Origin of the sequence: Serratia sp. SM04, assembly GCF_040280225.1 — a bacterium.
Classification (GTDB): Bacteria; Pseudomonadota; Gammaproteobacteria; order Enterobacterales; family Enterobacteriaceae; genus Serratia; species Serratia sarumanii.
In genome coordinates this window covers 101447-124679 of the sequence record NZ_JBEOQT010000006.1, presented here as the reverse complement: position 1 = coordinate 124679, position 23233 = coordinate 101447, and the positions used below count along the sequence as shown (strand labels likewise).

Below are 23233 nucleotides of genomic sequence, written 5' to 3'. Positions count from 1 at the left end.
CGATGCGAATAATTGTCTACGGCAGTTTACGGCGCAAACAGGGAAACAGCCATTGGATGACCAACGCCCAATGGCTCGGCGAGCACGAGCTCGAAGGCTATCAGATTTATAATCTGGGCCATTACCCGGCGGCGATCCCTGGAGAGGGCACGATACATTGCGAGGTGTATCGTATTAACTCATCGATTCTGGCAGAGCTGGACGAACTGAAAAGCAACACCAAGGACTATAAGCGCGAGCTGATTCAGACGCCTTATGGGAGTGCGTGGATCTACCTGTACAAACACAGCGTGGACGGTTACCCGCGAATTACCAGCGGTGACTGGCTGAAGCGTCTCGACGAACAGTAAGAAAAAAAACACCGCTCATTGAGCGGTGTTTTTTCATCGGACGGCGGCAGGCATTACTTCTTGGCAGCGCGTTCGAAGGAGGCGATGATTTCCGCTTTAGCTGCGGCAGCGTCTGCCCAGCCTTCCACTTTCACCCATTTGCCTTTTTCCAGATCTTTGTAGTGCTCGAAGAAGTGAGCGATCTGGGCTTTCAGCAGTTCTGGCAGGTCGTTCACGTCTTTCACGTGATCGTACTCTTTGGTCAGCTTGCTGTGCGGTACCGCAACCAGCTTGGCGTCTTCACCGGCTTCGTCGGTCATCTTCAGCACGCCAACCGGACGGCAGCGGATCACGGAGCCCGGCTGCAGCGGGTATGGGGTTGGGACCAGCACGTCAACCGGGTCGCCGTCCAGAGACAGGGTGTGGTTGATGTAGCCGTAGTTGCACGGGTAGAACATCGCGGTGGACATGAAACGGTCAACGAACAGCGCGCCGGTTTCTTTGTCGATTTCGTATTTGATTGGATCGGCGTTGGCCGGGATTTCGATTACTACGTAGATGTCTTCCGGCAGGTCTTTGCCAGCAGGGACCAGATTCAAGCTCATGTCGGTTTCCTTTAATCATCAAACCAGAAATGGAGTGGCGGCTATTATAGCCAAAACGTCCTCAAAGTACTCTCATTTTTCGGGACATGAAGCTGCACCAGTACTGCATAGTACACACAAAATGTACCACTTTTCGGTCCAGAGCTGAAGTCACAGGTTAGTGGCTATGTTGCTGTGGGTTTGGTTGCTTGTTAGAGCTTACGGAAGTATTGAAAAGCAACTAACAGAGTGCAAGATTTGTTCGTACCAATCTTTCGAAGCAGGTCACATCTGTGGTGTCACAAACGTTCCGTTTTTGATGCTTTGTTAACAAAATAGTTTTAAGTTAACTTTTTACATTTATGTTGACAAATTAACAATAAAAAACATACTCTATGAGAGTACCCGACAAAGAACAGATAGAGCTACACTAGGAGAAGTAATTTTGACACCGAAAATGCCTTGGGAATTAAACCCTGCTTTAGAAAAACAGCACCTTATCACTGTTGCCAAATTTATTGCTGAAGTTCGCAACTCTGTCGTTGATCTTCATGATGAAGATCTGGGGGATACGAACCAATCTTTGGGCTTCAGAGCATATGAATGCTGTCGTAGCCGCATCAACAAGGCAGTGCTTGTAGAAAAGATTTGGCCGTTTCTTTCAATAGTTCGTAAAGGTGGCAAATTCACTTTTGCGATAGGTAAGACTCCTGTCAGATTTTACAAAGGAAGCCCTAGCTGCATAGAAGAAAGACGCCAAATTCCTTGTTCAGAAGCAGTGAAGCAGATGTCTCTTCTAGAACTAGATAATCCAGATTACTCTCGAATTATTTGGTACTTTGTTGTTGAAACTGATCAATTTAAATATGCCGAATCTGTAACATTCGCAGGTTATCTAGATGGTGTACAAGTATCTGCTTACGAAATTCCATTAGATGGTTTAGTCCCTCTCCTGTCTACAATTGGCACATCTAATAATGAAGATGACGTAATTGATAAATCCGTCAAGATCCCTAAACCTAAAGTGTCTCCTAAGAAGCCAAAACAGGATGACGATCAAGCAACAACAGCATTAAACAACGAGTAACTTATGTTCGCTGAATTTATAGGTGATCGTCTACGCTTAGCTCGCCTCTTGAAAGGTTATACACTTCAAGAGGTTGGTGATGCAGCTTGTGTGACTCGCCAAAATATCCATCAGCTTGAAAGTGGTGCAAGAAACCCTAGTGACGATGTTGCAAAAGCACTGGCAGAATTCTTAGGGGTTAAAGAAGATTTTTTCTTTAAACCCTTAGAAACAGAAGTAAAGTCTGAACAATGCCATTTTAGAAAAAGAAAGACCACACCAGTCAATGTAGCTAATCGCGTTTTAGCGTTTGGTACTATATTTGAACAGCTTGTATCTAATTTACATGAACAGCTTGAATTGCCAGAGCCTGACTTTGATATCTTGGAAAAGTATAACATTAGTGCAAAAGCATTTGACGCTTCAATCATTGAGAAAGCTGCTGAAAAAGCCAGGTTACACTGGGGGCTTGGGTTAAACTCCCCGATAGATAGTATGACAAGGGTACTAGAATCAGCTGGGGCTATAGTTGTTTTTATTGATGATCCGTCAGATAAAGTTGACGCATTGTCAATGAATAGAAAATACCCAGTTGTCATAAGGAACACAGCTAAAGACAATACTTGCCGTATGAGATTCGATCTTGCCCATGAGTGCGGACATTTAATTTTGCATCAAGGTATTGAGACTGGTGATTCGAAAACAGAGAAGGAAGCTGATATGTTTGCAAGTGCATTTCTGTTTCCAAGAATTGCATTTGTGAAGGAGTTTCAAAAATGCATGGTAGGCTCTAAACCTATAATTAGAAAAATAATTGAGCTTACATTAGCATGGAAAGTAAGCGCTAAAATGATTATTTACCGGGCCCGCTCTCTAAATTTAATTACTGCTGTAGACTATAGATCATTAAACATTTTCTTAAACAATAAAGGTTATACAAAGAAAGAGCCTTACAATGACTTAATCAACGATAGTGATCCTGAGTTATTGCGTGATGCATTAGAAGTTATGCATCGTGAATTGGGAATAACAGTTGAAATGCTTGCTGATAAATTAGGGCTTACTATGGATACCTTCAGGATTTTCGCACCATACAACATAAGTGATGAAAAAAACAACATCATACCTCTAAGGTTCTAATCTTTTTCCAATAGGCCATATAAACATGGCCTATTGGACTCATCTATTCCTGCCATGTCAACGTACCCCTTTATGTTTGTTATGTAAAAATCTCTCCCATTTTTTATTCAATTTTTTAAAATCTAAATCAATTGAATGCTTTCCTATTCTCTTTCCTTCAAACAAATTTGAATATATACACTCGACATTGAAATGAACTGTTAGATTTTCGGGATTTATCCCCAACTCATCATTATCGAACATGTAATGACAATCCGCAGAAAGTAAGATCCCGTTACTAGTGTCCATGTTATGATTAACGGCGTACTCCTCAATATGACACGCTTGCAAAATGCTAACGAGAACCTGCCCTGTAACCGCACAACGGTAGAAGAAATTATTTGCAATGCGACGTTTAAAATCAATTTGAGCCGATTGTTCTCGCTGGGAAATAGTTGTAACAACGCTCTCAGCATTTAATTTTACATCAACAGTCTCAACGTATACGACTTTTGAGAATATTCTTTTTTTGACAATACCTCGTGAATTAATCGGTTCTATTTTGCCTCTTACTCTTAAAATATGTATCTTATTTTGTGACTTTTTTTCCGTGGTGTTTAATTTTTCATTATAAAATTTATTATATGTATACATAGATATAAACGTGCTTAACTTGCTCTCAGAATACTCTTTATTTCTTGCCCTCTCTATGGCATGAATTTTACTTTCTGCATCTTTACACTCAATAAAATACATTAAAGTATTAAAGTAACTAAACGCTCCCTCAATAACGTGATTATTATAATACTGTGAAGTAAGTTCTTTGTTGAGACATATCCTAGCAGCATCTCCCACTGGCATTTTTTTAATTAATTCTTGGTACAAGTCTTTATTGAAATATCGTGACTCTTGGTTTTTAACTACTTTTGATAAACTCAGGGTATGTGTTTTTAATTCTTCATGTTTGATGGTTGCCTTCTCTAGAACAAAGTTACTAGCAACCTCAACTTTGCCGGGCTTTTCATTTAAATTAGTTGATGAAGAAGAGTATTTGTTAATTTGACTCATTCTATATAATTCAATTCTAGCCTCTTCCTCAATCAATTCTTTTCTTCTTTTCTCTCTTAAAAGCCTAGCCTCTAATTGCTCTTCAGTCATGCCAGAGATATATTCATATGAGCCTTGATGAATATATGAAGTGCTTTTATTTATTTTTCTCAATGAGGATGTTGCTTGTCTGTCAATATGGTTCCTTTGCATTAAAATTTTATCAAGAAAAACCAAGGTAGCTCTCATTGATTCTATTTTCTTTTTTGTATGAATGTTATTTTTCAAAGAATTTAAAATGTCTTTCTTCTTTGAAACTACCTGTTGAGAGGATAGGTTATATAAACTATAAACTACCTTGTCTTCCAAAGAAATTTTTCTTTGTATGTTCTTGTTTTTTTCTGCTGCTTTTTTACTTTCTATTTTCTTTTTAATCCCTGGAAATCTTTTAGATTGTTCTTCAAGGACTAATTTTTGCTTTCTTTCTAGCTCTATATTTTTAGGTTCATTGGACTTAACAAGCATTTCAGTTATAGCGATAGCACTATCACTCTCTGAGGAGTTAATTGCATCCAATAATGCCTGAGCCATGATGCTATTTTTCATATTTCACCAAATCAACAATGTGTTTTCTATATGATTGCAGACTATTGATTATTACTTCGATACGCTATCATAACAAGATGTTACATGGCAAGGTTTACTTATTAACTTTATGACAGGAATTTGATATTATTCAAGCAATAATCGCTAGTGGAAACTAGTGCAACAATGGAATATTATCTTTGAACGATAATCCTTGAAATGGATTTTTTATTTCAATCTCGCTTAGTCTGTTCATCCAGAGGAAAAAGCACCAATTTTAGATACGTATTTGTTACGCGTTGGAATCGCTGACGTAAGTTGATCGATAAAAGAGTGCTGCCTGCCGCTTACTGAATGGATCATTAGTAAAAGCAAGACATCCCCGAATTTTAATTTCTATCGCTCCTAATTCTTGTAATCGAAATTGACTTTTCTTAATTTTTAATTACTGATCAAGTTCTTGCTCAATGTTAGGTGTTTTGCGGGATGGAACTTTACGAGAACCACCTTGGCTTCTAAACCTATCTCTTGCAGTGTTTGTAATGATTTAAGCAGGGTTAACACTTGCTTTGAAGTATCCATCATGAGCGGAGTAAGATTTTCTTGATACTCGGCGATACGTTTTTTCGTTTCAGATTTCGAATGTGTACGCAATGAACGCCGGATCTCTCTACGTTTACCAGATGGAAGAACATTAACTTTTCGGTAATACCAGATCCCATGTCGACTCAGCATAAGAGATGCCATTGAAAATACTCCTTGGTGTCACAAGTGAAATGTACTGAAAGCGTGCATGTCCATTGTTGGAGTACTTTTTACTACTAATCAATTAGTTAGATATAATGTCGTTCTATTATAGCGGACTCTTTTGCGATTTCCTGCCCTTTTCATCGTCGAAAACCCCGCGCGCCGACGCAGGGAGAATTTCCAGATTAATCCCGCCGCGGCATGAAGTTTTGCCTCCGCCTGCCGATAACTTCAACAAACAATAATGAGCCAGCAAAGCTGGCTCCGCGTTTTGCCACCCCTACTACGTCTGATCTCACTATTCTGAAGCCGGGAAGAACTCATGCTAAAAAAGATTACGGTGAAGGCTGGGCTGATCGCCCTGCTGAGCCTGATGACCATGCTGCTGATCATGGTCAGCGTTATTGGCGTCAACGCGATTAACGAAGGATCGCGCTCGATCCATACCTTAAACCAGATCCTCGGCGAAGAGCTGGGCTCGCTGGCCAACAGCTCCAACCTGACGCTGCGCGCCAGAACCGCCGCCTCGCTGGCGGTGCGCCAACGGGAGATCGGCCAGACTGATGTCTCCGACGCCACCGTGGGCCGCATCTACGGTTACCTCGAGCAGTCGAACAAGGAAATGGCGCGCTTTGTCGGCGTCGGCACCGTGACCGAGCGCGGCCGCGAACTCTCCAACCGCCTGCAAAACAGCTACCGCGCCTATCTGGAGCAGGGTGTGAAGCCGATGGCCGCCGCCATCAAGGCCGGCAAGATTGATGAGTATTATCACATTCAGGAGACGCGAATCTCCGCGTTGAGCATCGCGTTTGAAAAGGATCTCAGCGATTTCCGCAGCTTCGCCATGAAGCTCGGCGCGCAGCAGGTGTATGACGCGGAAAGCAATGCCAGTACCAAGATCACGCTGATCGTGGTGGCGGGCCTGCTCAGCGTGCTGCTGGCGGTGCTGGCCTGGTTCGCGCTGCGGGTGATCATTCTGCGCCCGCTGGACGAGTCCATCGCGCAGCTGGAACACATCGCCGGCGGCGATCTGACCCACGAGATCCGCGGCGAGGGCGATACCGAGATGGGCCGCCTGGTGCGGGCGATGCAGCGCATGCAGCAGGCGCTGGCCAGTTCGGTCAGCAAAGTGCGCGACGCCAGCAGCCAGATCGACACCGGTTCACGCGAACTGGCGGCCGGCAACCTGCATCTGGCGCAGCGCACCGAAGAATCGGCCGCTTCGCTGGAAGAAACCGCCGCCAGCATGGAACAGCTGACTTCGACGGTGAAAATGAACGCCGAGAACTGCGAACAGGCCAACCAACTGGCGCTGAGCGTGTCCGATATCGCCAACCAGGGCAGCGAGGTGGTCAGCCAGGTGATGAGCAAGATGCAGGCGATCACCGACAGCTCGCGCCGCATCGCCGACATCATCAGCGTGATGGACGGCATCGCCTTCCAGACCAATATCCTGGCGCTGAACGCGGCGGTGGAAGCGGCGCGCGCCGGCGAACAGGGCCGAGGTTTTGCGGTGGTGGCCGGTGAAGTGCGTAATCTGGCGCAGCGCAGCGCCCAGTCGGCGAAAGAGATCAAAGGGTTGATCGAAGCGTCGCAGAACCGGGTGCAGGAAGGCGAGCAGATGGTGGAGTCGGCGGCGCAGACCATGAGCGGCATTACCGGCGAAGTGGGCCGGGTGACGGCGTTGATGCGTGAGATCTCGGCGGCGACGCGCGAACAAAGCAGCGGTATCGAACAGGTGAACCTGGCGGTGGCGCAGATGGATCAGGTGGCGCAGCAGAATGCGGCACTGGTGGAAGAGTCGGCGGCGGCGACGCGCTCGCTGGAAGATCAGGCTCAGCTGCTGGCGCAGAGCATGGCGGCGTTCAAGCTGTAAGGCGATAAGGGTTCGGCGCGGCGCCGAACCCTTGCAAAGAACGCGTTACTCGTCCGGGTTTTCGGCGATGAAGCGTTCCGCGTCTTCTACCATCGACTTGGTGCCGACGAAGAATGGCGCGCGCTGGTGCAGTTTCACCGGCGTGATGTCCAGAATGCGGTTTTTGCCGTCGCTGGCCTTACCGCCGGCCTGTTCGGCCAGGAACGCCATCGGGTTGCATTCGTACAGCAGGCGCAGCTTGCCTTGCGGGTGGCTGGCGGTGCTTGGGTAGATGTAGATGCCGCCTTTCAGCAGGTTGCGGTGGAAATCCGCCACCAAGGAACCGATGTAGCGCGAGGTGTAAGGGCGCTGCGTCGCTTCATCCTGCTCCTGGCAGTACTTGATGTATTTCTTCACGCCGAGAGGGAACTTGATGTAGTTGCCTTCGTTGATGGAATACATGTTGCCGCTCGCCGGGAAACGCACTTTCTCGTGGGAGAGGCAGAACACGCCCAGAGACGGATCGTAAGTGAAGGCGTGGACGCCGTAACCGGTGGTGTACACCAGCATGGTGGACGAACCGTAAACCACATAACCCGCTGCGACCTGGGCGCTGCCCGGCTGCAGGAAGTCTTCTTCGGTCACCGGCGTGCCGACCGGCGTGATGCGACGGTAGATAGAGAAAATCGTACCGACCGAGACGTTGACATCGATGTTGGACGAACCGTCCAACGGATCCATCAAAACGACATACTTGGCATTTTCAGCTCGCTCGCCGTCGAATATCACGATTTCATCTTCTTCTTCGGAAGCGATACCCGCAACTTCACCACGCGCTTTCAACGCCGCTTTCAGTTTTTCGTTCGCGTACAGGTCCAGTTTCATCTGAACTTCGCCCTGTACGTTGGACACCCCGCTGGTGCCCAGAATATCAACCAGGCCGGCCTTGTTGATGTCGCGGTGGATGATTTTGGCGCCCAGTTTAATTGCAGAAAGTAACGCGGTCAGCTCGCCGGTGGCGTGAGAGAAGTCGTGCTGTTTCTCGACGATAAATTCGCCTAACGTTTTCATGACACAATCCCTGAATCTACGGATGGATAGCGGCCTGTTAACAAACCGCCAACGTTTTCGCGTGCAGTGTAGCCCAAAGATGCGCGCTATTCATAGGCAAATCCATTTCTTCTGGACGATTCTGAGCGTTAGAATATGCCGACATTCGATGCACTCACATGAGAAACCTATGCGCATTCACATTCTTGGGATCTGTGGCACCTTTATGGGCGGGTTGGCGATGCTGGCGCGCTCACTGGGGCATGACGTCACCGGTTCGGACGCCAACGTCTACCCGCCGATGAGCACGCTGCTGGAGAACCAGGGGATCGATCTTATTCAGGGTTATGATCCGGCCCAGCTGGATCCGGCGCCGGATCTGGTGATCATCGGCAACGCCATGACGCGCGGCAACCCGTGCGTGGAGGCGGTGCTGGAACGTGGCATCCCTTACGTTTCCGGCCCGCAGTGGCTGCACGATGCCGTGTTGCGCGATCGCTGGGTACTGGCGGTCGCCGGCACCCACGGCAAAACCACCACCGCCGGCATGGCGACCTGGATCCTCGAGGCCTGCGGCTACCAGCCCGGCTTCGTCATCGGCGGCGTGCCGGGCAACTTCGACGTATCGGCGCGCCTTGGCGGCAGCCCGTTCTTCGTGATCGAGGCCGACGAATATGACTGCGCGTTCTTCGACAAGCGCTCCAAGTTCGTGCACTACAGCCCGCGCACGCTGATCATGAACAACCTGGAGTTCGACCACGCCGATATCTTCGACGATCTGAAAGCCATCCAGAAACAGTTCCACCACCTGGTGCGTCTGGTGCCGGGCAAAGGCAAGATCATCCTGCCGGACAACGACAGCCACCTGAAGCAGGTGATGGCGATGGGCTGCTGGAGCGAGCAGGAGCTGGTGGGGGAAGAGGGCACCTGGCGCGCACAGAAGCTGACGCCGGACGCCAGCCATTACGCTGTGTTCCTCGACGGCGAACAGGTCGGCGAAGTGAACTGGGCGCTGGTGGGCGAGCACAACATGCATAACGGCCTGATGGCCATCGCCGCCACCCGCCACGTCGGCGTGCAGCCGGCGGACGCCTGCCGCGCGTTGGGCGATTTCATCAACGCCCGCCGCCGCCTGGAGCTGCGTGGCGAAGCCAACGGCGTCACGGTCTACGACGACTTCGCGCACCACCCGACGGCGATCCTGGCCACTCTGGCCGCGCTGCGCGGCAAGGTCGGCGGCACGGCGCGCATTCTGGCGGTGCTGGAGCCGCGCTCCAACACCATGAAAATGGGCATCAGCAAAAACGATCTGGCGCCTTCGCTCGGCCGCGCCGACGAGGTGTTCCTGTTCCAGCCGCACCACATTCCGTGGCAGGTGGCGGAAGTGGCGGATGCCTGCGTGCAGCCGGCGCATTGGAGCGCGGATCTCGACACGCTGGTGGACATGGTGGTAAAAACCGCACAGCCGGGCGATCACATTCTGGTGATGAGCAACGGCGGTTTCGGCGGCATTCACGACCGTCTGCTGGACGCGCTGGCGAAAAAGCAGGAACCGAAAGTCACCTACTGATCGCTCAGCCGCATCAGCCACATCAAGGGCCGCATTCGCGGCCTTTTTTACGCCCATAAAAAAGCCCTCGCGAGCGAGGGCAACGGGGTTCGTCGGATAGGACGACGAGAGGGTCTCTGGGAAATCGGCGTTTGCGTCAGAACTCGGCAGTGGCAGTGACGAGGGTAATCAGCTCTGCAAAGCCGTTCCCAGAGTTGTTATTTGTAAATCTCGGCGGTGGCGTGGTAGTTGCCTTCGTTACGCGCTTCGATCACGCGGTAGGCGGTCGCGCCTTTCGCGTCGGCTTTGTCGGACAACGCCTGGCGAATGTCGGTCGGCGCGCCGTCGATGCCGCTGACGGTGATGGTGCCGATAGATTGCAGATTGGCGGTCTGATCGTTAGTCACCAGCTGGGCGGCGGAGGCGCCGAAGGAGATGACAGACAGCAGGCCGAATGCAGCGAGAGTAGTTTTCATGTTCATGATAGCGATCCTTGGTCATAACAGCCTGGAAGGGCTTGGCAGCGATTTTTATTCTTGAAGGCCGTTATGACAGCGTTTGATTCCAGAGATGTATTGCCCGTTGCCGGGTAATGCCGGTACTTATTTGTAGATTTCAGCGGTTGCGTGGAAGCTGCCGTCATTGCGGGCTTCGATTACGCGGTAAGCGGTCGCCCCTTTGGCGTCGGCTTTGTCGGACAGCGCCTGGCGGATGTCGGAAGGCGCAGCGGCGACGCCGCTCACGGTGATTACACCGGCCGGTTGCAGTTTTGCGGCCTGAGTTGCATCAATAGATTGTGCTGCGAATGCACCAAAGGAAAGCATGGACAGAACGCTCAGGGTTGCAACGGTAGCTTTAATTTTCATCATCTCACCTCATCGTATTCTTTTATCAGTTCCAACGAACTGTGATTCAGTTCACGAAAATGAGTATACAGCTAGTAACGCGAAAAATTAATAGTTAGCTAACAGTTGCTAGTGAAACTTTAACCTTATGATCCTTATTTTTTATAACTGTAAGGAATAAAAAACGCTCACAAAACGATCTTTTGATGTTAAATTTATGTAATTTCAATAAGGTAAGTGCTTTTGACCAAAAGTGCGGAAGATCACAGTGGGTACTGCTGGTTACATGTAGATGTCATGGAAATGTGTTGCTGAGGGATAAAAAAGCAGTGTTAAACGCGGTTGAGGGCGGGAAAGGTAACGTAAGAGTTAAAGAAGCGCTAACAAAGTGCGGGCTAAAGCCGCACTTTGTTAGCGCCAGGTTTCACAGCTCTTGCTCGAACACGCCCAGAATAGCCTCATGCAGTTTCTGAGCGGTAAAGCCGTTGGACGGGGTGACGAAAATCGTGTCGTCGCCGGCAATCGTGCCGAGGATGCCCTGGGATTTCCCCAATGAGTCGAGCAGGCGGGCGATCAGCTGCGCGGCGCCCGGGCTGGTGTGGATCACCACGACGGCGTCGTTATGGTCGACGTCCAGCACCAGATTCTTCAATGGGCTGGTGGTGGTCGGCACGCCGAGTTCGGCAGGAAGGCAATACACCATTTCCATTTTGGCATTGCGCGTACGTACCGCGCCGAACTTGGTCAGCATGCGCGATACTTTGGATTGGTTAATGTTTTCGAAGCCTTCTTCTTGCAGCGCCAAAACGATCTCGCCTTGAGAACTGAATTTTTCTTCTTTCAATAACGCTTTGAACGTCTTGATCAGATCTTCCTGTTTTGCGGGATTACGCATTTTGCACCGTGGAATGTTGATAGTGGAAGTCATGATTATGCATATAGATGAATTTTTATGCAACAAAGGCCGACCCAAAGAAAATAAGCATGACCGGGCGGCGAGGAAAGGGCGGCATTTTAACAAAATCCGGCCGCGATGAATATGCCCTTTTGGCGACGGAAAATCGGCCCGCAGTGGTAAATAAAATGTTATTAAAATGATGTTGTTCTGATGTTGCGTAAGGGTGTAATGTAACGGCCGGTTAACTTGCTCGTGAATAACCTCGCACTATTTTTGATTAGTGTGCGCTATGCCCTTCATGCGTAAGCGATTTAATCTAAAATGGGCGCGACAGCGGCCGTTTTATTACACCTGCAGGCAAGAATTGGCTAATTTATTGTTTTGAAAGGTGTAATGACTTAAGGTCCGTAACCAACACATTCACGGCGCTTTATATATTTAAGATAATAAAGGAGTATAGGATGAAAGTTGCAGTTCTCGGTGCTGCTGGCGGTATCGGCCAGGCCCTCGCCCTTCTACTCAAAACCCAGCTTCCTTCAGGTTCTGAACTCTCTCTCTACGACATTGCCCCCGTTACCCCAGGCGTTGCCGTCGACTTAAGCCACATCCCAACCGCAGTTAAAATCAAAGGCTTCAGCGGCGAAGACGCGACCCCGGCTCTGCAAGGTGCGGACGTGGTGCTGATTTCCGCCGGCGTGGCCCGTAAGCCAGGCATGGATCGCTCTGACCTGTTTAACGTTAACGCCGGCATCGTGCGTAACCTGATTGAACAAGTGGCGAAAACCTGCCCGAAAGCCTGCATCGGCATCATCACCAACCCGGTTAACACCACGGTCGCCATCGCGGCGGAAGTGCTGAAAAAAGCCGGCGTTTACGACAAGAACAAACTGTTCGGCGTGACTTCGCTGGATATCATCCGTTCCAACACCTTCGTGGCCGAGCTGAAAGGCAAGCAGCCGGAAGAGCTGAACGTGCCGGTCATCGGCGGCCACTCTGGCGTGACCATCCTGCCTCTGCTGTCGCAGATCCCAGGCGTGAGCTTCACCGATCAGGAAGTGGCGGATCTGACCAAGCGCATTCAGAACGCCGGCACCGAAGTGGTGGAAGCCAAAGCCGGCGGCGGGTCTGCAACGCTGTCCATGGGCCAGGCGGCCGCCCGTTTCGGTCTGTCTCTGGTGCGTGCGCTGCAGGGCGAAAAAGGCGTTGTGGAATGCGCTTACGTTGAAGGCGACGGCAAATACGCTCGCTTCTTCGCACAGCCGCTGGTGCTGGGCAAGAACGGCGTTGAAGAGCGCAAGGATATCGGCACCCTGAGCGCCTTCGAGCAGAAAGCGCTGAACGAGATGCTGGACGTGCTGCACAAAGATATCGAACTGGGCGAGAAGTTCATCAATAACTGATCGACGCCGATAGTCAGCCGATAAACGCCGCCGGACGCTGTTCCGGCGGTTTTTTTTGCTCCGCGTTCACGATTTGATGCGCGCCTTGCGATCCAGCAGGCAATCGCTGTGCGGATCGTAATAGCGGCTTGGCCAGATCTCCGAAGGGTGGACGCCTATCGCTTCGGCGATCAGCCATTCCCCCTTCGGCCACGGGCGCGACAGCGCGTTGGCCAGCGTCGATGAGCTTAATCCGGCCTTGCGCGACACTGCCGCCAGCGTGGTGCCCTGCTTGCGTAGCGCCGCGATGATATCTGCCGGATGCCAATCTGGGTTCCTTGAATTCATGTTTACATTCCTTTTCTGATTAGCCAAAGTTGCGTTAGTGGTATAACTAACGGGTCAAGGTTAAGCGCATGAACAACGTGAAACGCTTATTCGGAAACCAGAATACCATTAAATTTCCTAAAAAATACCCAAGTAATTTCCAAAAAATGACGTTGCCCACTATTGCCCAGAGATGATGGCTATGAAAAAAGAGTGGTTTGCCGCCAAGGAACTGACAGGCATCGCAGGATTACCTTCCTCACCACAGGGAATCAATCTGATGGCCCGGCGCGAAGGCTGGATCAGCCGCAGGCGTAAAGGCGTGCAGGGAAAAGCGTTGGAGTACCATATCGACAGCCTGCCTTCAGACGTGCGTAACCTGCTGGTGCTGAAGGAAGACGGGGCGGCATATGACGTAGAGCGTCAGGATCCGTTGGCGGTCTGGATCGAGTATTACTACCATTTGACGGAAAGCGAGCGCGAGAAAATGGTGGCTTTCCTGATGCGGGAAGGGATCGGCGGCCTGCTGGCGCGTATCGACGAAGAGAGCAATACCTAGGCAGGCCCGCGTATGCGGGCCTGATGGTTTTTAAGAAACATTAATTTCTTAAAAGTCGCGTTGCACCGCCAGATGGGCCAGGCCCTCCAGCGCCGTGCGGTGCTCCGATGCCGGCAATGCCTGCAGCGCGGCGATCGCCTTGTCGGCCTCTTCCTCGGCGCGTTTGCGGGTGTATTCCAGCGAACCGCATTGCTGCATCGCCTGCAGCACCGGCTCCAACAGGTGACGGCCGTTGCCTTGCTCAATCGCGCCGCGGATCATGTCACGCTGGGCGTCGTCGCCGTTGTGCATCGCGTGCAGCAGCGGCAGGGTCGGTTTCCCTTCGTTCAGATCGTCGCCGGTGTTTTTGCCCAGGGTGCTGCCGTCGGCGCTGTAGTCGAGCAAATCGTCGATCAGCTGGAAAGCGGTGCCGAGGTAGCGGCCATAGTCTTGCAGCGCCCGTTCTTGCTCAGCGCTGGCGCCGGACAGGATCGCCGACGATTGCGCCGCCGCCTCAAACAGACGGGCGGTTTTGCTGTAGATCACCCGCATATAGCTTTCTTCGCTGATGTCGGGATCGTGCACGTTCATCAACTGCAGCACTTCACCTTCGGCGATGACGTTGACCGCTTCCGACATCAGCGCCAGCACGCGCAGGGATTCCAGGCTGGTCATCATCTGGAAGGCGCGGGTGTAGATAAAGTCGCCGACCAGCACGCTGGCGGCGTTGCCGAACGCCGCGTTGGCGGTGGCTTTGCCGCGGCGCATGTCCGATTCGTCAACGACGTCGTCATGTAGCAGCGTGGCGGTATGGATGAATTCGATCAGGGCGGCCACGGTGACGTGCTTGCTGCCTTCATAGCCCAATGCCCGCGCCGCCAGGACGGCGATCATCGGCCGGATGCGCTTACCGCCACCGCTGATAATGTAATAGCCAAGCTGATTGATGAGCGTGACATCGGAATTCAGCTGTTCGAGAATTGTTGCGTTCACGGCCGCCATATCTTGCGCGGTTAACTCGGTAATTTGCTCTAGGTTCATTGTATTTTTTTCAGCTGTGTTTCTCTTCACCGCGTTGAGATCGCTGCTCACATCGGTACATGGCGGTAACTGTCCCTATGATTGTACTTGAAAAACGGTTCAGATAAACGCCACGAAAGAAACTGCGCTTTTTTTCTTCTTTTTTCTTGTTCTGGTCTTATTCTGCTCTTGTCATGCGCTGCTTTTTTGCGTAGAATTCGCGCCCTATTGTGAATATTTATAGCGCGCTCTGAACTAACACAGTCGGGCACGCGGAAAGCGGAGTTTTATATGTACGCGGTTTTCCAAAGTGGTGGTAAACAACACCGAGTAAGCGAAGGTCAGACCGTTCGCTTGGAAAAGCTGGACATCGCAACTGGTGAAGCGGTTGAGTTTGACCAGATTCTGATGATCGCTAATGGCGAAGATATCAAAATCGGCGTTCCTTTCGTCGATGGCGGCAAGATCAAAGCTGAAGTCGTTGCTCACGGTCGTGGCGAGAAAATTAAAATTGTTAAGTTTCGTCGTCGTAAACACCACCGTAAGCAGCAGGGCCACCGTCAGTGGTTCACTGACGTTAAAATCACCGGCATCAGCGCTTAAGTTAGGAGAGCGGATTAATGGCACACAAAAAGGCTGGCGGCTCGACTCGTAACGGTCGCGATTCAGAAGCTAAACGTCTGGGCGTAAAACGCTTTGGCGGCGAAGCAGTACTGGCAGGCAGCATCATCGTTCGTCAGCGCGGCACCAAATTCCACGCTGGTACCAACGTGGGTTGCGGCAAAGACCACACTCTGTTTGCTTTGAAAGACGGTAAAGTCAAATTCGAAGTTAAAGGCCCGAGCAATCGTAAATTCATCAGCATCGAAGCTGAATAATTTTTCGAGCCTTACGAAATAGATGTAAGCCCCGCAATTCGTTGCGGGGCTTTTTACATTTATGGGTTGCCTGAGGGCAGGCCCGTCAGCGTTGGCGAAGGTGATATGGATACGAAGCAGCAGGTCGGCGTTGGCATTTCTCTGGCGTTAACCACGGCGGTTTGCTGGGGCGCGTTGCCGATTGCGATGAAAGAAGTGTTGGTGGTGATGGAGCCGTTTACCGTTGTCTGGTATCGCTTTACCATGGCCGCCATCGGTTTGGGCGCGATCCTCGCGGTGCGCGGCAAGCTGCCGCCGCTGACGATGTTCCGCCAGCCGCGTTGGCTGCTGCTGTTGGCGATCGCGACGGCGGGGCTGCTGGGCAACTTTGTGTTCTTCAGCTCCTCGCTGCAATACCTGAGCCCGACGGCGTCGCAGGTGATTGGCCAGCTGTCGCCGGTCGGCATGATGTTCGCCAGCGTGCTGATTTTAAAAGAACGCATGCGCGTCACCCAGGTCATTGGCGCCCTGATGCTGATTTGCGGACTGATGCTGTTTTTCAACGTCAGTCTGATAGAGATCTTCACCCGGCTGACGGACTACACGCTGGGCGTCATGCTGGGCGTGTGCGCGGCGATGGTCTGGGTGAGCTACGGCGTGGCGCAGAAGGTGTTGCTGCGCCGGCTGGCTTCGCCGCAGATCCTGGTTATGTTGTACACTTTATGTGCGATGGCGTTGTTCCCTCTGGCCAAACCCGAGGTGATTTTCCAGCTGAGCGGCTGGCAATTGGCGTGTTTGCTGTTTTGCGGCGCCAATACGCTGATCGGCTACGGCGCGCTGGCAGAGGCGATGGCGCGTTGGCAGGCGGCGCAGGTAAGCGCGTTGGTGACGCTGACCCCGCTGTTTACCCTGCTGTTTTCAGATTTATTGGCGTTGGCCTGGCCCCAGGCATTCGCCGCGCCGACGCTGAACATTGTCGGCTATGTCGGTGCGTTTGTGGTTGTGGCGGGCGCCATGTTTTCCGCAATTGGTCACCGGTGGTGGCCGCGACGGGCAGAACCCCCCCTGGTTGCTCCTTTGAAGCAGCCCGGTGAATGATTTACGGAGACGGTAAATGAAGTTTGTAGATGAAGCAGCGATTCTGGTCGTTGCAGGCGACGGCGGCAACGGATGCGTCAGCTTCCGCCGCGAAAAATATATCCCCAACGGCGGGCCTGACGGCGGCGACGGCGGCGACGGCGGCGACGTCTACCTGCTGGCGGACGAGAACCTCAACACTCTTATCGACTATCGCTTTGAGAAGTCTTTCCGCGCCGAGCGCGGCCAGAATGGCCAGAGCCGCGACTGTACCGGTAAACGCGGTAAAGACGTCATCATCAAGGTGCCGGTCGGCACGCGCGTTAAGGATCAGGGCACCGGCGAGATCCTCGGCGACATGACCCGCCACGAGCAGAAGCTGATGGTCGCCAAAGGCGGCTGGCACGGCCTGGGCAACACCCGTTTCAAATCTTCGGTCAACCGTGCACCGCGTCAGAAGACGCTGGGTACCGCTGGCGAAGCGCGCGACCTGTTGCTGGAGCTGTTGCTGCTGGCCGATGTAGGCATGCTGGGGCTGCCGAACGCCGGCAAATCGACCTTCATCCGCGCGGTGTCCGCCGCCAAGCCGAAGGTGGCCGATTATCCGTTCACTACGCTGGTGCCGAGCCTGGGCGTGGTGCGTATGGACCACGAGCAGAGCTTTGTGGTCGCCGACATTCCGGGGCTGATCGAGGGCGCCTCCGAAGGCGCGGGCCTGGGCATTCGCTTCCTGAAACACCTGGAGCGTTGCCGCGTGCTGCTGCACCTGGTGGACATCGCGCCGATCGACGAATCCGATCCGGTGGAGAACGCCAAAGTCATCATCAACGAGTTGAACCAATACAGCGAAAATCTGGCGCAGAAGCCTCGCTGGCTGGTGTTCAACAAAATTGATGTGATTGGTGAGGAAGAAGCCGCCGAACGCGCCAAGGCGATTGTGGAAGGCATGGGCTGGGAAGGGAAGTACTACATGATCTCCGCCGCCAACCGCGAAGGCGTCAACGCGCTGTGCTGGGACGTGATGAACTTCATCAACACCCAGCCGAAAGCGATGGCGATCGAAGAAAGCGCACCGGAAAAAGTCGAATTCATGTGGGATGACTACCACCGCGAGCAAATCGCGGAAGTGGAAGCCGAAGCGGAAGATGACTGGGATGACGACTGGGACGAAGACGACGACGAAGGCGTCGAAATCATTTACCAGAAGTAATTCGGTGATAAGGGGCTCAGCAACGCTGGGCCCTTGTTATTTTAGCGCCTTTTCCGGCAGCCAGCACTGGGCGTTCAGGCCGCGCGCATCGCGGCGGTTTTCCAGCGTCAAACGCCCCTGGTGCAACTGTACGATGCGGATCACGATATTCAGGCCCAGCCCACTGCCGCCGTAGCGTTGATCCATGCGGCGAAACGCCTGCGTCAGCTCCCCGACCATCTCTTCCTTGATCCCCGGACCATCGTCGATGACTTGCAGCAGATAGCCGTTGTCTTGCGGCGTTAACTGCACCTGTATCGCGCCGCCTTCAGGGCCGTAACGGTGGGCGTTTTCGACCAGGTTGCGCAGCAGCAGCCGCAGCAGCACCGGATCGCCGTTTACTGTGGCAGTAGCCGGCAAGTGCCAGTCCAGCGTCTGCGCGCGTTGGGCGGCCATTTCGTAGAGCTCTTCACGCAGCGGCTGGATCACATCGGCCACCCAATCGACATGCTGATAATGGCCGCGGGCGAAGTCTTGCCCGGCGCGCGACAGCATCAGCAACTGCTCGACGGTGTGCATCAGCTGATCGATGCGGGCGATCAGCGCCTGGCTGCCCTTGACGCCCTGTTTCTCCATCAGTTCCAGATGCAGGCGGATGCCGGCCAGCGGCGTGCGCAGCTCGTGGGCGGCGTCGGCGGTGAACAGGCGTTCCTGTTGAATGGTGTTGTCCAATCGTGAGAACAGCTGATTGAGTGCATTGGTGACCGCCACCATTTCCTGGCTGTCGCTGGCGATCGGCAGCGGCGTCAGGTTATCGGCAGAGCGCTTTTCCAGCCGTTTCTGCAATTGGTTGAGCGGGCGGATGATCCAGCTGATGGCCCAAAACGACGCCAGCAGCGTGACGATCATCATGATCAGCGAAGGCGCCAACAGCGACGCGATGGCCTCGGCGATCTCGCTATCGACGCGTTCGGTACGCACTTTGGCGGACAGGGTTTCGTCCACCAGGAAGCTGATCTGTTCCTGGCTTTCGTGCCACAGCCAGAAGGCGCTGATGAGTTGCGTGACCAGCAGGATCAGCGCCAGCATCAGCAGCAGGCGGCGGCGCATGCTGATCATGAGGAGGGTTCCAGGCGGTAGCCGATGCCGCGCACGGTGCGGATGCGATCCTTGCCCAGTTTGCGGCGCAGGTTGTGAATGTGTACTTCCAGCGTGTTGGAACCTAAATCGTCTTGCCAGGTATAGAGATCCTGCTGCAGGAGTTCACGGTTGACCGTCTGCCCGGCACGCATGATAAGACGCGCCAGAATGGCGAACTCTTTCGGCGTGACCTCCACCGGCTGCTGCTGCAGGTAAACCTGCTGGCTGGAGAGGTTCAGCTGCAGATCGTCCACCTGCATCAGATTGTCGCTGTGCCCCTGGTAGCGCCGCAGGAGGGCGCGCACGCGCGCCTGCAGCTCGACCAGCGCGAAGGGTTTGACCAGGTAGTCGTCGGCGCCGGCGTCCAGCCCGTCGACGCGGTCTTCCAGCGCGTCGCGGGCGGTCAGGATCAGCACCGGCAGATCGATCTGTTGGCGGCGCCACTGCCGCAGCAGCGCGGCGCCGTCGGTGTCCGGCAGGCCGAGATCCAGGATCACCATGCTGTATTGGCTGGTGATGAGCAGGCTGTTGGCCTCCGCCGCCGTGGCGGCGCAGTCGCAGACGTAACCTTCGCCGGTCAGCGCCAGCGCCAGCCCCTGTTGCAACAGTTCATCATCCTCAACGACCAGCAGCTTCATGATGATCCTCAGTTGTTTTGGTAAATATCCCGATACAGGCGGCTTTCGAAACGCACCAGCGGCGCGCGGCGCTGTTTCTGATCCTCCGGCGGCACGGCGTAGCCGGAGAGATACTGCACGAAGGCCATGCGCTGGCCGCTGGCGGTGGTGATGAAGCCCGCCAGGTTGTACACGCCCTGCAGCGCGCCGGTCTTGGCCGACACTTTGCCGTCGACGCCGGCTTCGTGCAGGCCGCCGCGGTAGCGCAGGGTGCCGTCATAGCCGGACAGCGGCAGCATCGAGATGAAGTTCAGCTCGTTGTCGTGCTGCGCGATGTACTGCAGCGCATGCATCATGGTCGCCGGCGCCAGCAGGTTGTGGCGCGACAGGCCGGAGCCGTCGGCGATGATGGTGTTGCCCAGATCGATGCCGGCCTTCTGGCGCAGCACCTGACGTACCGCATCGGCACCCGCTCGCCAGGTGCCCGGCACGCCGAAGCGTTCGTGGCCGATGGTGCGGAAGACGGTATCGGCGATCATGTTGTCCGATTTTTTCAGCATGATCTTCAACAGATCGTGCAGCGGCGCCGACTGGGTTTGCGCGATCACCGTGCCGGTGATGCCGGGACGCGTCTGGCGTTTCAAGTGCCCGTCGATCTGGATGCCGGCCTGGATCAGTTCGTCTTTCAGGATGGCGCCCGCATAGCTGGCACCGTCCTGGATGGCGAAGGCCAGCGGCAGCGGTTCGCTGCGCTGCGTCAGGCAGCCTGTCAGGGTAAAGCGGTTCAGCTCGCCCGGCACCACGTCCAGTTCGCAGTACTGCGCGTCTGCAGAGCCGCGCGCCAGGGTACGCACCTGGCTAAACATATTGACCGGATAATAGGAGGCGACGCGGATAAACGCCATGTCGCCCGGATTCGGCGCGCTGTACAGCGAGACCGAGAAACAGTTGCGATCGACGATGGCGGCGGCCGGCGGCGCGCTGAAGCACTGCGTCAGATCGTTCCACGGCCAGCCGGGCGCCTTGTCATGGCTGGCGAAGACCGAGGTATCGACCAGCACGTCGCCGCTGATTTGGCGCACGCCCTGTTTCTTCAGGACGGCCACCATATTGCGCAGGCTCTGGCGTTTGAAGGTCGGATCGCCGCTGAAGCGGGCGATCAGGTTGCCGCGCAGCACGCCGTCGCGGATATCGCCCTGGCTCTCCAGCGTGGTGGTGAAACGGTAATCGGGCCCGAGTTGCAGCAATGCCGCCAGCGCCGTCAGCACTTTTTGGGTACTGGCCGGTAGCGCCATTTGCTGAGAGTGATAATCGATCGTCGGCGCGCCGGCACCGATTTTCTGAACGACCAGGGCAAGGTTGGCCCCATCAGGCAGATATTGTGTGTACTCTTCAACCGGGGCCGCATTCGCATTCAGAACAAATGCGCAAGCCAATGCACTGACAATTCGTGAAAAACGCATAATCTCGGGATAACAGCTGGATAACGTGCCGTCATACTACGGTGCAATCAGGGAAAAAGTAAACGATGACCCTCAAGGAACTCTAGGCTAAAATGCGTATCAAAATGCAAAACCGATCTTGGCTTGGGCTCCGTTCCGAGTCAGGTTTCTTTTGTTTGTCGCCTGGAGGCGGGTGGCGGTATGCCAACCGTGTTTTCATACGAATACGTCAGGATGACGGTTATTTGAACAGGAAAGATTTAGAGGTATTTATACGATGAACCAAATTCCGATGACCTTGTTTGGCGCTGAAAAACTGCGCGAAGAGCTCGAATATCTGAAAAGCGTGCGCCGCCCGAAAATCATTGCGGACATCGCTGAGGCGCGCGAGCACGGCGATTTGAAAGAGAATGCCGAGTACCACGCCGCCCGCGAACAGCAGGGTTTCTGCGAAGGCCGCATTCAGGAAATCGAAGCCAAGCTGTCCAATGCTCAGGTGATCGATATCACCAAGATGCCGAACACCGGCCGAGTGATCTTCGGCGCCACCGTATCGGTGATGAATCTGGACAGTGAAGAAGAAGTGACTTACCGCATCGTTGGCGACGATGAGGCCGATTTCAAGAAAAATCTGATTTCGGTAAACTCGCCGATGGCGCGCGGCCTGATCGGCAAAGAGCAAGACGATGTGGTGGTGATCAAAACCCCTGGCGGCGACGTCGAGTATGAGATCCTGAAGGTTGAGTATCTCTGATCGAGGCCGTTGGTCATTAATGCGCCAACGTTTTGTAAAGATAGGAAAAAGGCCGCAAGTGGCCTTTTATCTTGGTCAGGCGCATGGCACCTTTTCGTTAACCTGATGGTTATTAACGCGGTAGACTGATCTTGCGCTCTTTCGACGGGCGGTAAAGAATAAGCGTACTGCCGATAACTTGCACATTGCAGGCGCCCGTTTCACGCACGATAGCATCGGCGATCAGGGTTTTGGTTTCGCGATCTTCAGCGGCGATTTTTACCTTGATCAGCTCGTGATGCTCCAGAGCCTGTTCAATTTCAGCCAGCACCCCTTCGGTAAGACCGTTATTGCCCAGCATCACCACCGGTTTTAACGGATGCGCCAGGCCTTTCAGGTGCTGTTTTTGTTTATTATTCAGATTCATTGTCTTTTTTGCTTAAGTTGGGATTGAAAACGGTACATTCTACCGCCATCTCATGTATATCACCAAATCGGTCTTCACCGGTGTGAGTCTACGTGAGCAGCGACCCTGACATAAGACTCTTTTTATGATAGTTGGAAAACGAGATGGCTAATAAAAAGCGTTCGGCTAGCTCCAGTCGCTGGTTACAAGAACACTTTAGCGATAAATATGTACAGCAGGCGCAGAAAAAGGGACTGCGTTCCCGCGCCTGGTTTAAACTTGATGAAATACAGCAGAGCGACAAACTGTTCAAACCGGGCATGACCGTGGTGGATCTCGGCGCCGCGCCGGGCGGCTGGTCGCAGTATGTGGTCACCCAAATCGGCGGTACCGGGCGCATCATCGCCTGTGATATTTTGCCAATGGATCCTATCGTTGGCGTCGATTTCCTTCAGGGCGATTTTCGTGATGAACTGGTGCTGAAGGCGCTGTTGGAACGAGTAGGCGAGAGTAAGGTTCAGGTGGTCATGTCCGATATGGCCCCGAATATGAGTGGCACCCCGGCGGTCGATATTCCAAGGTCGATGTATCTGGTGGAGTTGGCGCTGGATATGTGTCGGGATGTCCTCGCACCAGGCGGAAGTTTCCTGGTGAAGGTGTTCCAGGGAGATGGCTTTGACGAGTACCTACGGGAAATTCGCTCCCTGTTTACGAAGGTTAAGATTCGTAAGCCAGACGCTTCCCGCGCCCGTTCGCGCGAAGTGTACATTGTAGCGACAGGGCGCAAACTGTAGTACCCTAACGCTGTTTGTTAACACAGTTGTAAGATGAGGT

General features: G+C 53.2%; 26 protein-coding genes. 13 read left to right on the top strand and 13 right to left on the bottom strand.

Features of this window, described 5'->3' with window-relative positions; genetic code table 11:
- Window positions 1–2: 2 nt before the first annotated feature.
- Complete coding sequence (locus ABTW55_RS11145) at window positions 3–350, top strand: gamma-glutamylcyclotransferase (protein WP_033648686.1); 348 nt, start codon at window positions 3–5, stop codon at window positions 348–350.
- 53 nt (window positions 351–403) lie between these two features.
- On the opposite strand, the gene ppa is transcribed toward ABTW55_RS11145, so the two are convergent.
- On the bottom strand, window positions 404–934 hold the full coding sequence (gene ppa / locus ABTW55_RS11140; RefSeq protein WP_004933594.1) for an inorganic diphosphatase: 531 nt from the start codon (window positions 932–934) through the stop codon (window positions 404–406).
- A gap of 424 nt (window positions 935–1358) precedes the next feature.
- On the opposite strand from ppa, the gene ABTW55_RS11135 reads away from it, so the two are divergent.
- Together ABTW55_RS11135 and ABTW55_RS11130 are read left to right on the top strand one after the other, a co-directional pair.
- On the top strand, window positions 1359–2000 hold the full coding sequence (locus ABTW55_RS11135) for a peroxidase (protein ID WP_144337658.1): 642 nt from the start codon (window positions 1359–1361) through the stop codon (window positions 1998–2000).
- 3 nt (window positions 2001–2003) lie between these two features.
- On the top strand, window positions 2004–3119 hold the full coding sequence (locus tag ABTW55_RS11130) for an XRE family transcriptional regulator (protein WP_033654904.1): 1116 nt from the start codon (window positions 2004–2006) through the stop codon (window positions 3117–3119).
- Window positions 3120–3176: 57 nt separating this feature from the next.
- On the opposite strand, the gene ABTW55_RS11125 is transcribed toward ABTW55_RS11130, so the two are convergent.
- Both ABTW55_RS11125 and ABTW55_RS11120 read right to left on the bottom strand, forming a co-directional pair.
- Complete coding sequence (locus tag ABTW55_RS11125) at window positions 3177–4751, bottom strand: HNH endonuclease signature motif containing protein (protein WP_072265371.1); 1575 nt, start codon at window positions 4749–4751, stop codon at window positions 3177–3179.
- Window positions 4752–5171: 420 nt separating this feature from the next.
- Window positions 5172–5477, bottom strand: a complete 306-nt coding sequence (locus tag ABTW55_RS11120; RefSeq protein WP_144337661.1) for a hypothetical protein — start codon at window positions 5475–5477, stop codon at window positions 5172–5174.
- A 322-nt stretch (window positions 5478–5799) separates the two neighbouring features.
- Here ABTW55_RS11120 and ABTW55_RS11115 point away from each other — a divergent pair, with 322 nt between their 5' ends.
- Window positions 5800–7353: a methyl-accepting chemotaxis protein gene (locus ABTW55_RS11115; protein WP_033655298.1), complete on the top strand. Its 1554-nt coding sequence runs from the start codon at window positions 5800–5802 to the stop codon at window positions 7351–7353.
- Between the two features lie 45 nt (window positions 7354–7398).
- On the opposite strand, the gene fbp is transcribed toward ABTW55_RS11115, so the two are convergent.
- Window positions 7399–8403, bottom strand: coding sequence for a class 1 fructose-bisphosphatase (gene fbp, locus ABTW55_RS11110; RefSeq protein ID WP_004933587.1), 1005 nt, complete (start codon window positions 8401–8403; stop codon window positions 7399–7401).
- Window positions 8404–8572: 169 nt separating this feature from the next.
- Between fbp and mpl the strand changes: the two genes are divergently transcribed.
- Window positions 8573–9952, top strand: coding sequence for a UDP-N-acetylmuramate:L-alanyl-gamma-D-glutamyl-meso-diaminopimelate ligase (gene mpl, locus ABTW55_RS11105; RefSeq protein ID WP_033636810.1), 1380 nt, complete (start codon window positions 8573–8575; stop codon window positions 9950–9952).
- Window positions 9953–10149: 197 nt separating this feature from the next.
- Here mpl and yhcN (ABTW55_RS11100) read toward each other — a convergent pair whose 3' ends face one another.
- The 3 genes from yhcN (ABTW55_RS11100) to argR all read right to left on the bottom strand — a co-directional run bounded on the left by yhcN (ABTW55_RS11100) (window position 10150) and on the right by argR (window position 11671).
- Window positions 10150–10413 carry a peroxide/acid stress response protein YhcN gene (yhcN, locus tag ABTW55_RS11100; protein ID WP_033648684.1) on the bottom strand — a complete coding sequence of 88 codons (264 nt, stop codon included), beginning with the start codon at window positions 10411–10413 and terminating at the stop codon, window positions 10150–10152.
- 120 nt (window positions 10414–10533) lie between these two features.
- Window positions 10534–10797 carry a peroxide/acid stress response protein YhcN gene (yhcN, locus tag ABTW55_RS11095; protein ID WP_033638655.1) on the bottom strand — a complete coding sequence of 88 codons (264 nt, stop codon included), beginning with the start codon at window positions 10795–10797 and terminating at the stop codon, window positions 10534–10536.
- Between the two features lie 403 nt (window positions 10798–11200).
- Complete coding sequence (gene argR, locus ABTW55_RS11090) at window positions 11201–11671, bottom strand: transcriptional regulator ArgR (protein ID WP_004933572.1); 471 nt, start codon at window positions 11669–11671, stop codon at window positions 11201–11203.
- A gap of 464 nt (window positions 11672–12135) precedes the next feature.
- Here argR and mdh point away from each other — a divergent pair, with 464 nt between their 5' ends.
- The gene (mdh, locus tag ABTW55_RS11085; protein ID WP_033636811.1) at window positions 12136–13074 is read left to right on the top strand and encodes a malate dehydrogenase; all 939 of its coding nucleotides are present in this window, start codon (window positions 12136–12138) and stop codon (window positions 13072–13074) included.
- Window positions 13075–13140: 66 nt separating this feature from the next.
- On the opposite strand, the gene ABTW55_RS11080 is transcribed toward mdh, so the two are convergent.
- Window positions 13141–13401, bottom strand: coding sequence for a helix-turn-helix transcriptional regulator (locus ABTW55_RS11080; protein ID WP_033636812.1), 261 nt, complete (start codon window positions 13399–13401; stop codon window positions 13141–13143).
- A gap of 181 nt (window positions 13402–13582) precedes the next feature.
- Between ABTW55_RS11080 and ABTW55_RS11075 the strand changes: the two genes are divergently transcribed.
- Window positions 13583–13939, top strand: a complete 357-nt coding sequence (locus tag ABTW55_RS11075) for a DNA-binding protein (RefSeq protein WP_033655297.1) — start codon at window positions 13583–13585, stop codon at window positions 13937–13939.
- 48 nt (window positions 13940–13987) lie between these two features.
- Here the strand turns inward: ABTW55_RS11075 and ispB are convergent, their stop codons facing one another.
- Window positions 13988–14959, bottom strand: coding sequence for an octaprenyl diphosphate synthase (gene ispB, locus ABTW55_RS11070; RefSeq protein WP_033636815.1), 972 nt, complete (start codon window positions 14957–14959; stop codon window positions 13988–13990).
- A gap of 270 nt (window positions 14960–15229) precedes the next feature.
- On the opposite strand from ispB, the gene rplU reads away from it, so the two are divergent.
- The 4 genes from rplU (at window position 15230) to cgtA (ending at window position 18082) form a co-directional block, all read left to right on the top strand.
- Entirely contained in the window at window positions 15230–15541 is a 312-nt protein-coding gene (gene rplU, locus ABTW55_RS11065; protein WP_004933561.1) for a 50S ribosomal protein L21, read from the top strand.
- 17 nt (window positions 15542–15558) lie between these two features.
- On the top strand, window positions 15559–15816 hold the full coding sequence (rpmA, locus tag ABTW55_RS11060) for a 50S ribosomal protein L27 (RefSeq protein WP_004933559.1): 258 nt from the start codon (window positions 15559–15561) through the stop codon (window positions 15814–15816).
- A 105-nt stretch (window positions 15817–15921) separates the two neighbouring features.
- Entirely contained in the window at window positions 15922–16893 is a 972-nt protein-coding gene (locus ABTW55_RS11055) for a DMT family transporter (protein WP_033636816.1), read from the top strand.
- Between the two features lie 16 nt (window positions 16894–16909).
- Complete coding sequence (gene cgtA, locus ABTW55_RS11050; protein WP_004933553.1) at window positions 16910–18082, top strand: Obg family GTPase CgtA; 1173 nt, start codon at window positions 16910–16912, stop codon at window positions 18080–18082.
- Window positions 18083–18118: 36 nt separating this feature from the next.
- On the opposite strand, the gene pmrB is transcribed toward cgtA, so the two are convergent.
- From pmrB to dacB, 3 genes are read right to left on the bottom strand one after another with little or no spacing between them, the layout of a single operon-like run.
- Window positions 18119–19180 carry a two-component system sensor histidine kinase PmrB gene (pmrB, locus tag ABTW55_RS11045; protein WP_060422733.1) on the bottom strand — a complete coding sequence of 354 codons (1062 nt, stop codon included), beginning with the start codon at window positions 19178–19180 and terminating at the stop codon, window positions 18119–18121.
- On the bottom strand, window positions 19177–19839 hold the full coding sequence (gene pmrA, locus ABTW55_RS11040) for a two-component system response regulator PmrA (RefSeq protein WP_033648677.1): 663 nt from the start codon (window positions 19837–19839) through the stop codon (window positions 19177–19179). Before pmrA ends, pmrB begins: the two co-directional genes overlap by 4 nt.
- An 8-nt stretch (window positions 19840–19847) precedes the next feature.
- Complete coding sequence (gene dacB / locus ABTW55_RS11035; protein WP_060422730.1) at window positions 19848–21281, bottom strand: serine-type D-Ala-D-Ala carboxypeptidase; 1434 nt, start codon at window positions 21279–21281, stop codon at window positions 19848–19850.
- Window positions 21282–21537: 256 nt separating this feature from the next.
- Between dacB and greA the strand changes: the two genes are divergently transcribed.
- Complete coding sequence (gene greA, locus ABTW55_RS11030; RefSeq protein ID WP_004933539.1) at window positions 21538–22014, top strand: transcription elongation factor GreA; 477 nt, start codon at window positions 21538–21540, stop codon at window positions 22012–22014.
- Between the two features lie 112 nt (window positions 22015–22126).
- Here greA and yhbY read toward each other — a convergent pair whose 3' ends face one another.
- Window positions 22127–22420, bottom strand: a complete 294-nt coding sequence (gene yhbY / locus ABTW55_RS11025) for a ribosome assembly RNA-binding protein YhbY (protein WP_004933536.1) — start codon at window positions 22418–22420, stop codon at window positions 22127–22129.
- A 143-nt stretch (window positions 22421–22563) separates the two neighbouring features.
- Here yhbY and rlmE point away from each other — a divergent pair, with 143 nt between their 5' ends.
- Window positions 22564–23193, top strand: coding sequence for a 23S rRNA (uridine(2552)-2'-O)-methyltransferase RlmE (rlmE, locus tag ABTW55_RS11020; RefSeq protein WP_004933533.1), 630 nt, complete (start codon window positions 22564–22566; stop codon window positions 23191–23193).
- Window positions 23194–23233: the final 40 nt, after the last annotated feature.

Excerpts from the sequence above, each read along its gene's own strand:
- ABTW55_RS11130 (WP_033654904.1), top strand. The coding sequence starts at position 2,004 with ATGTTCGCTGAATTTATAGGTGATCGTCTACGCTTAGCTCGCCTCTTG.
- yhcN (WP_033648684.1), bottom strand. The coding sequence starts at position 10,413 with ATGAACATGAAAACTACTCTCGCTGCATTCGGCCTGCTGTCTGTCATC.
- ABTW55_RS11055 (WP_033636816.1), top strand. The coding sequence starts at position 15,922 with ATGGATACGAAGCAGCAGGTCGGCGTTGGCATTTCTCTGGCGTTAACC.
- argR (WP_004933572.1), bottom strand. The coding sequence starts at position 11,671 with ATGCGTAATCCCGCAAAACAGGAAGATCTGATCAAGACGTTCAAAGCG.
- rlmE (WP_004933533.1), top strand. The coding sequence starts at position 22,564 with ATGGCTAATAAAAAGCGTTCGGCTAGCTCCAGTCGCTGGTTACAAGAA.
- cgtA (WP_004933553.1), top strand. The coding sequence starts at position 16,910 with ATGAAGTTTGTAGATGAAGCAGCGATTCTGGTCGTTGCAGGCGACGGC.
- fbp (WP_004933587.1), bottom strand. The coding sequence starts at position 8,403 with ATGAAAACGTTAGGCGAATTTATCGTCGAGAAACAGCACGACTTCTCT.
- pmrB (WP_060422733.1), bottom strand. The coding sequence starts at position 19,180 with ATGATCAGCATGCGCCGCCGCCTGCTGCTGATGCTGGCGCTGATCCTG.
- ABTW55_RS11120 (WP_144337661.1), bottom strand. The coding sequence starts at position 5,477 with ATGGCATCTCTTATGCTGAGTCGACATGGGATCTGGTATTACCGAAAA.
- yhcN (WP_033638655.1), bottom strand. The coding sequence starts at position 10,797 with ATGAAAATTAAAGCTACCGTTGCAACCCTGAGCGTTCTGTCCATGCTT.
- ABTW55_RS11115 (WP_033655298.1), top strand. The coding sequence starts at position 5,800 with ATGCTAAAAAAGATTACGGTGAAGGCTGGGCTGATCGCCCTGCTGAGC.
- ABTW55_RS11145 (WP_033648686.1), top strand. The coding sequence starts at position 3 with ATGCGAATAATTGTCTACGGCAGTTTACGGCGCAAACAGGGAAACAGC.
- yhbY (WP_004933536.1), bottom strand. The coding sequence starts at position 22,420 with ATGAATCTGAATAATAAACAAAAACAGCACCTGAAAGGCCTGGCGCAT.
- ABTW55_RS11125 (WP_072265371.1), bottom strand. The coding sequence starts at position 4,751 with ATGAAAAATAGCATCATGGCTCAGGCATTATTGGATGCAATTAACTCC.
- ispB (WP_033636815.1), bottom strand. The coding sequence starts at position 14,959 with ATGAACCTAGAGCAAATTACCGAGTTAACCGCGCAAGATATGGCGGCC.
- ABTW55_RS11080 (WP_033636812.1), bottom strand. The coding sequence starts at position 13,401 with ATGAATTCAAGGAACCCAGATTGGCATCCGGCAGATATCATCGCGGCG.
- greA (WP_004933539.1), top strand. The coding sequence starts at position 21,538 with ATGAACCAAATTCCGATGACCTTGTTTGGCGCTGAAAAACTGCGCGAA.
- mpl (WP_033636810.1), top strand. The coding sequence starts at position 8,573 with ATGCGCATTCACATTCTTGGGATCTGTGGCACCTTTATGGGCGGGTTG.
- dacB (WP_060422730.1), bottom strand. The coding sequence starts at position 21,281 with ATGCGTTTTTCACGAATTGTCAGTGCATTGGCTTGCGCATTTGTTCTG.
- rplU (WP_004933561.1), top strand. The coding sequence starts at position 15,230 with ATGTACGCGGTTTTCCAAAGTGGTGGTAAACAACACCGAGTAAGCGAA.
- rpmA (WP_004933559.1), top strand. The coding sequence starts at position 15,559 with ATGGCACACAAAAAGGCTGGCGGCTCGACTCGTAACGGTCGCGATTCA.
- ABTW55_RS11075 (WP_033655297.1), top strand. The coding sequence starts at position 13,583 with ATGAAAAAAGAGTGGTTTGCCGCCAAGGAACTGACAGGCATCGCAGGA.
- pmrA (WP_033648677.1), bottom strand. The coding sequence starts at position 19,839 with ATGAAGCTGCTGGTCGTTGAGGATGATGAACTGTTGCAACAGGGGCTG.
- mdh (WP_033636811.1), top strand. The coding sequence starts at position 12,136 with ATGAAAGTTGCAGTTCTCGGTGCTGCTGGCGGTATCGGCCAGGCCCTC.
- ppa (WP_004933594.1), bottom strand. The coding sequence starts at position 934 with ATGAGCTTGAATCTGGTCCCTGCTGGCAAAGACCTGCCGGAAGACATC.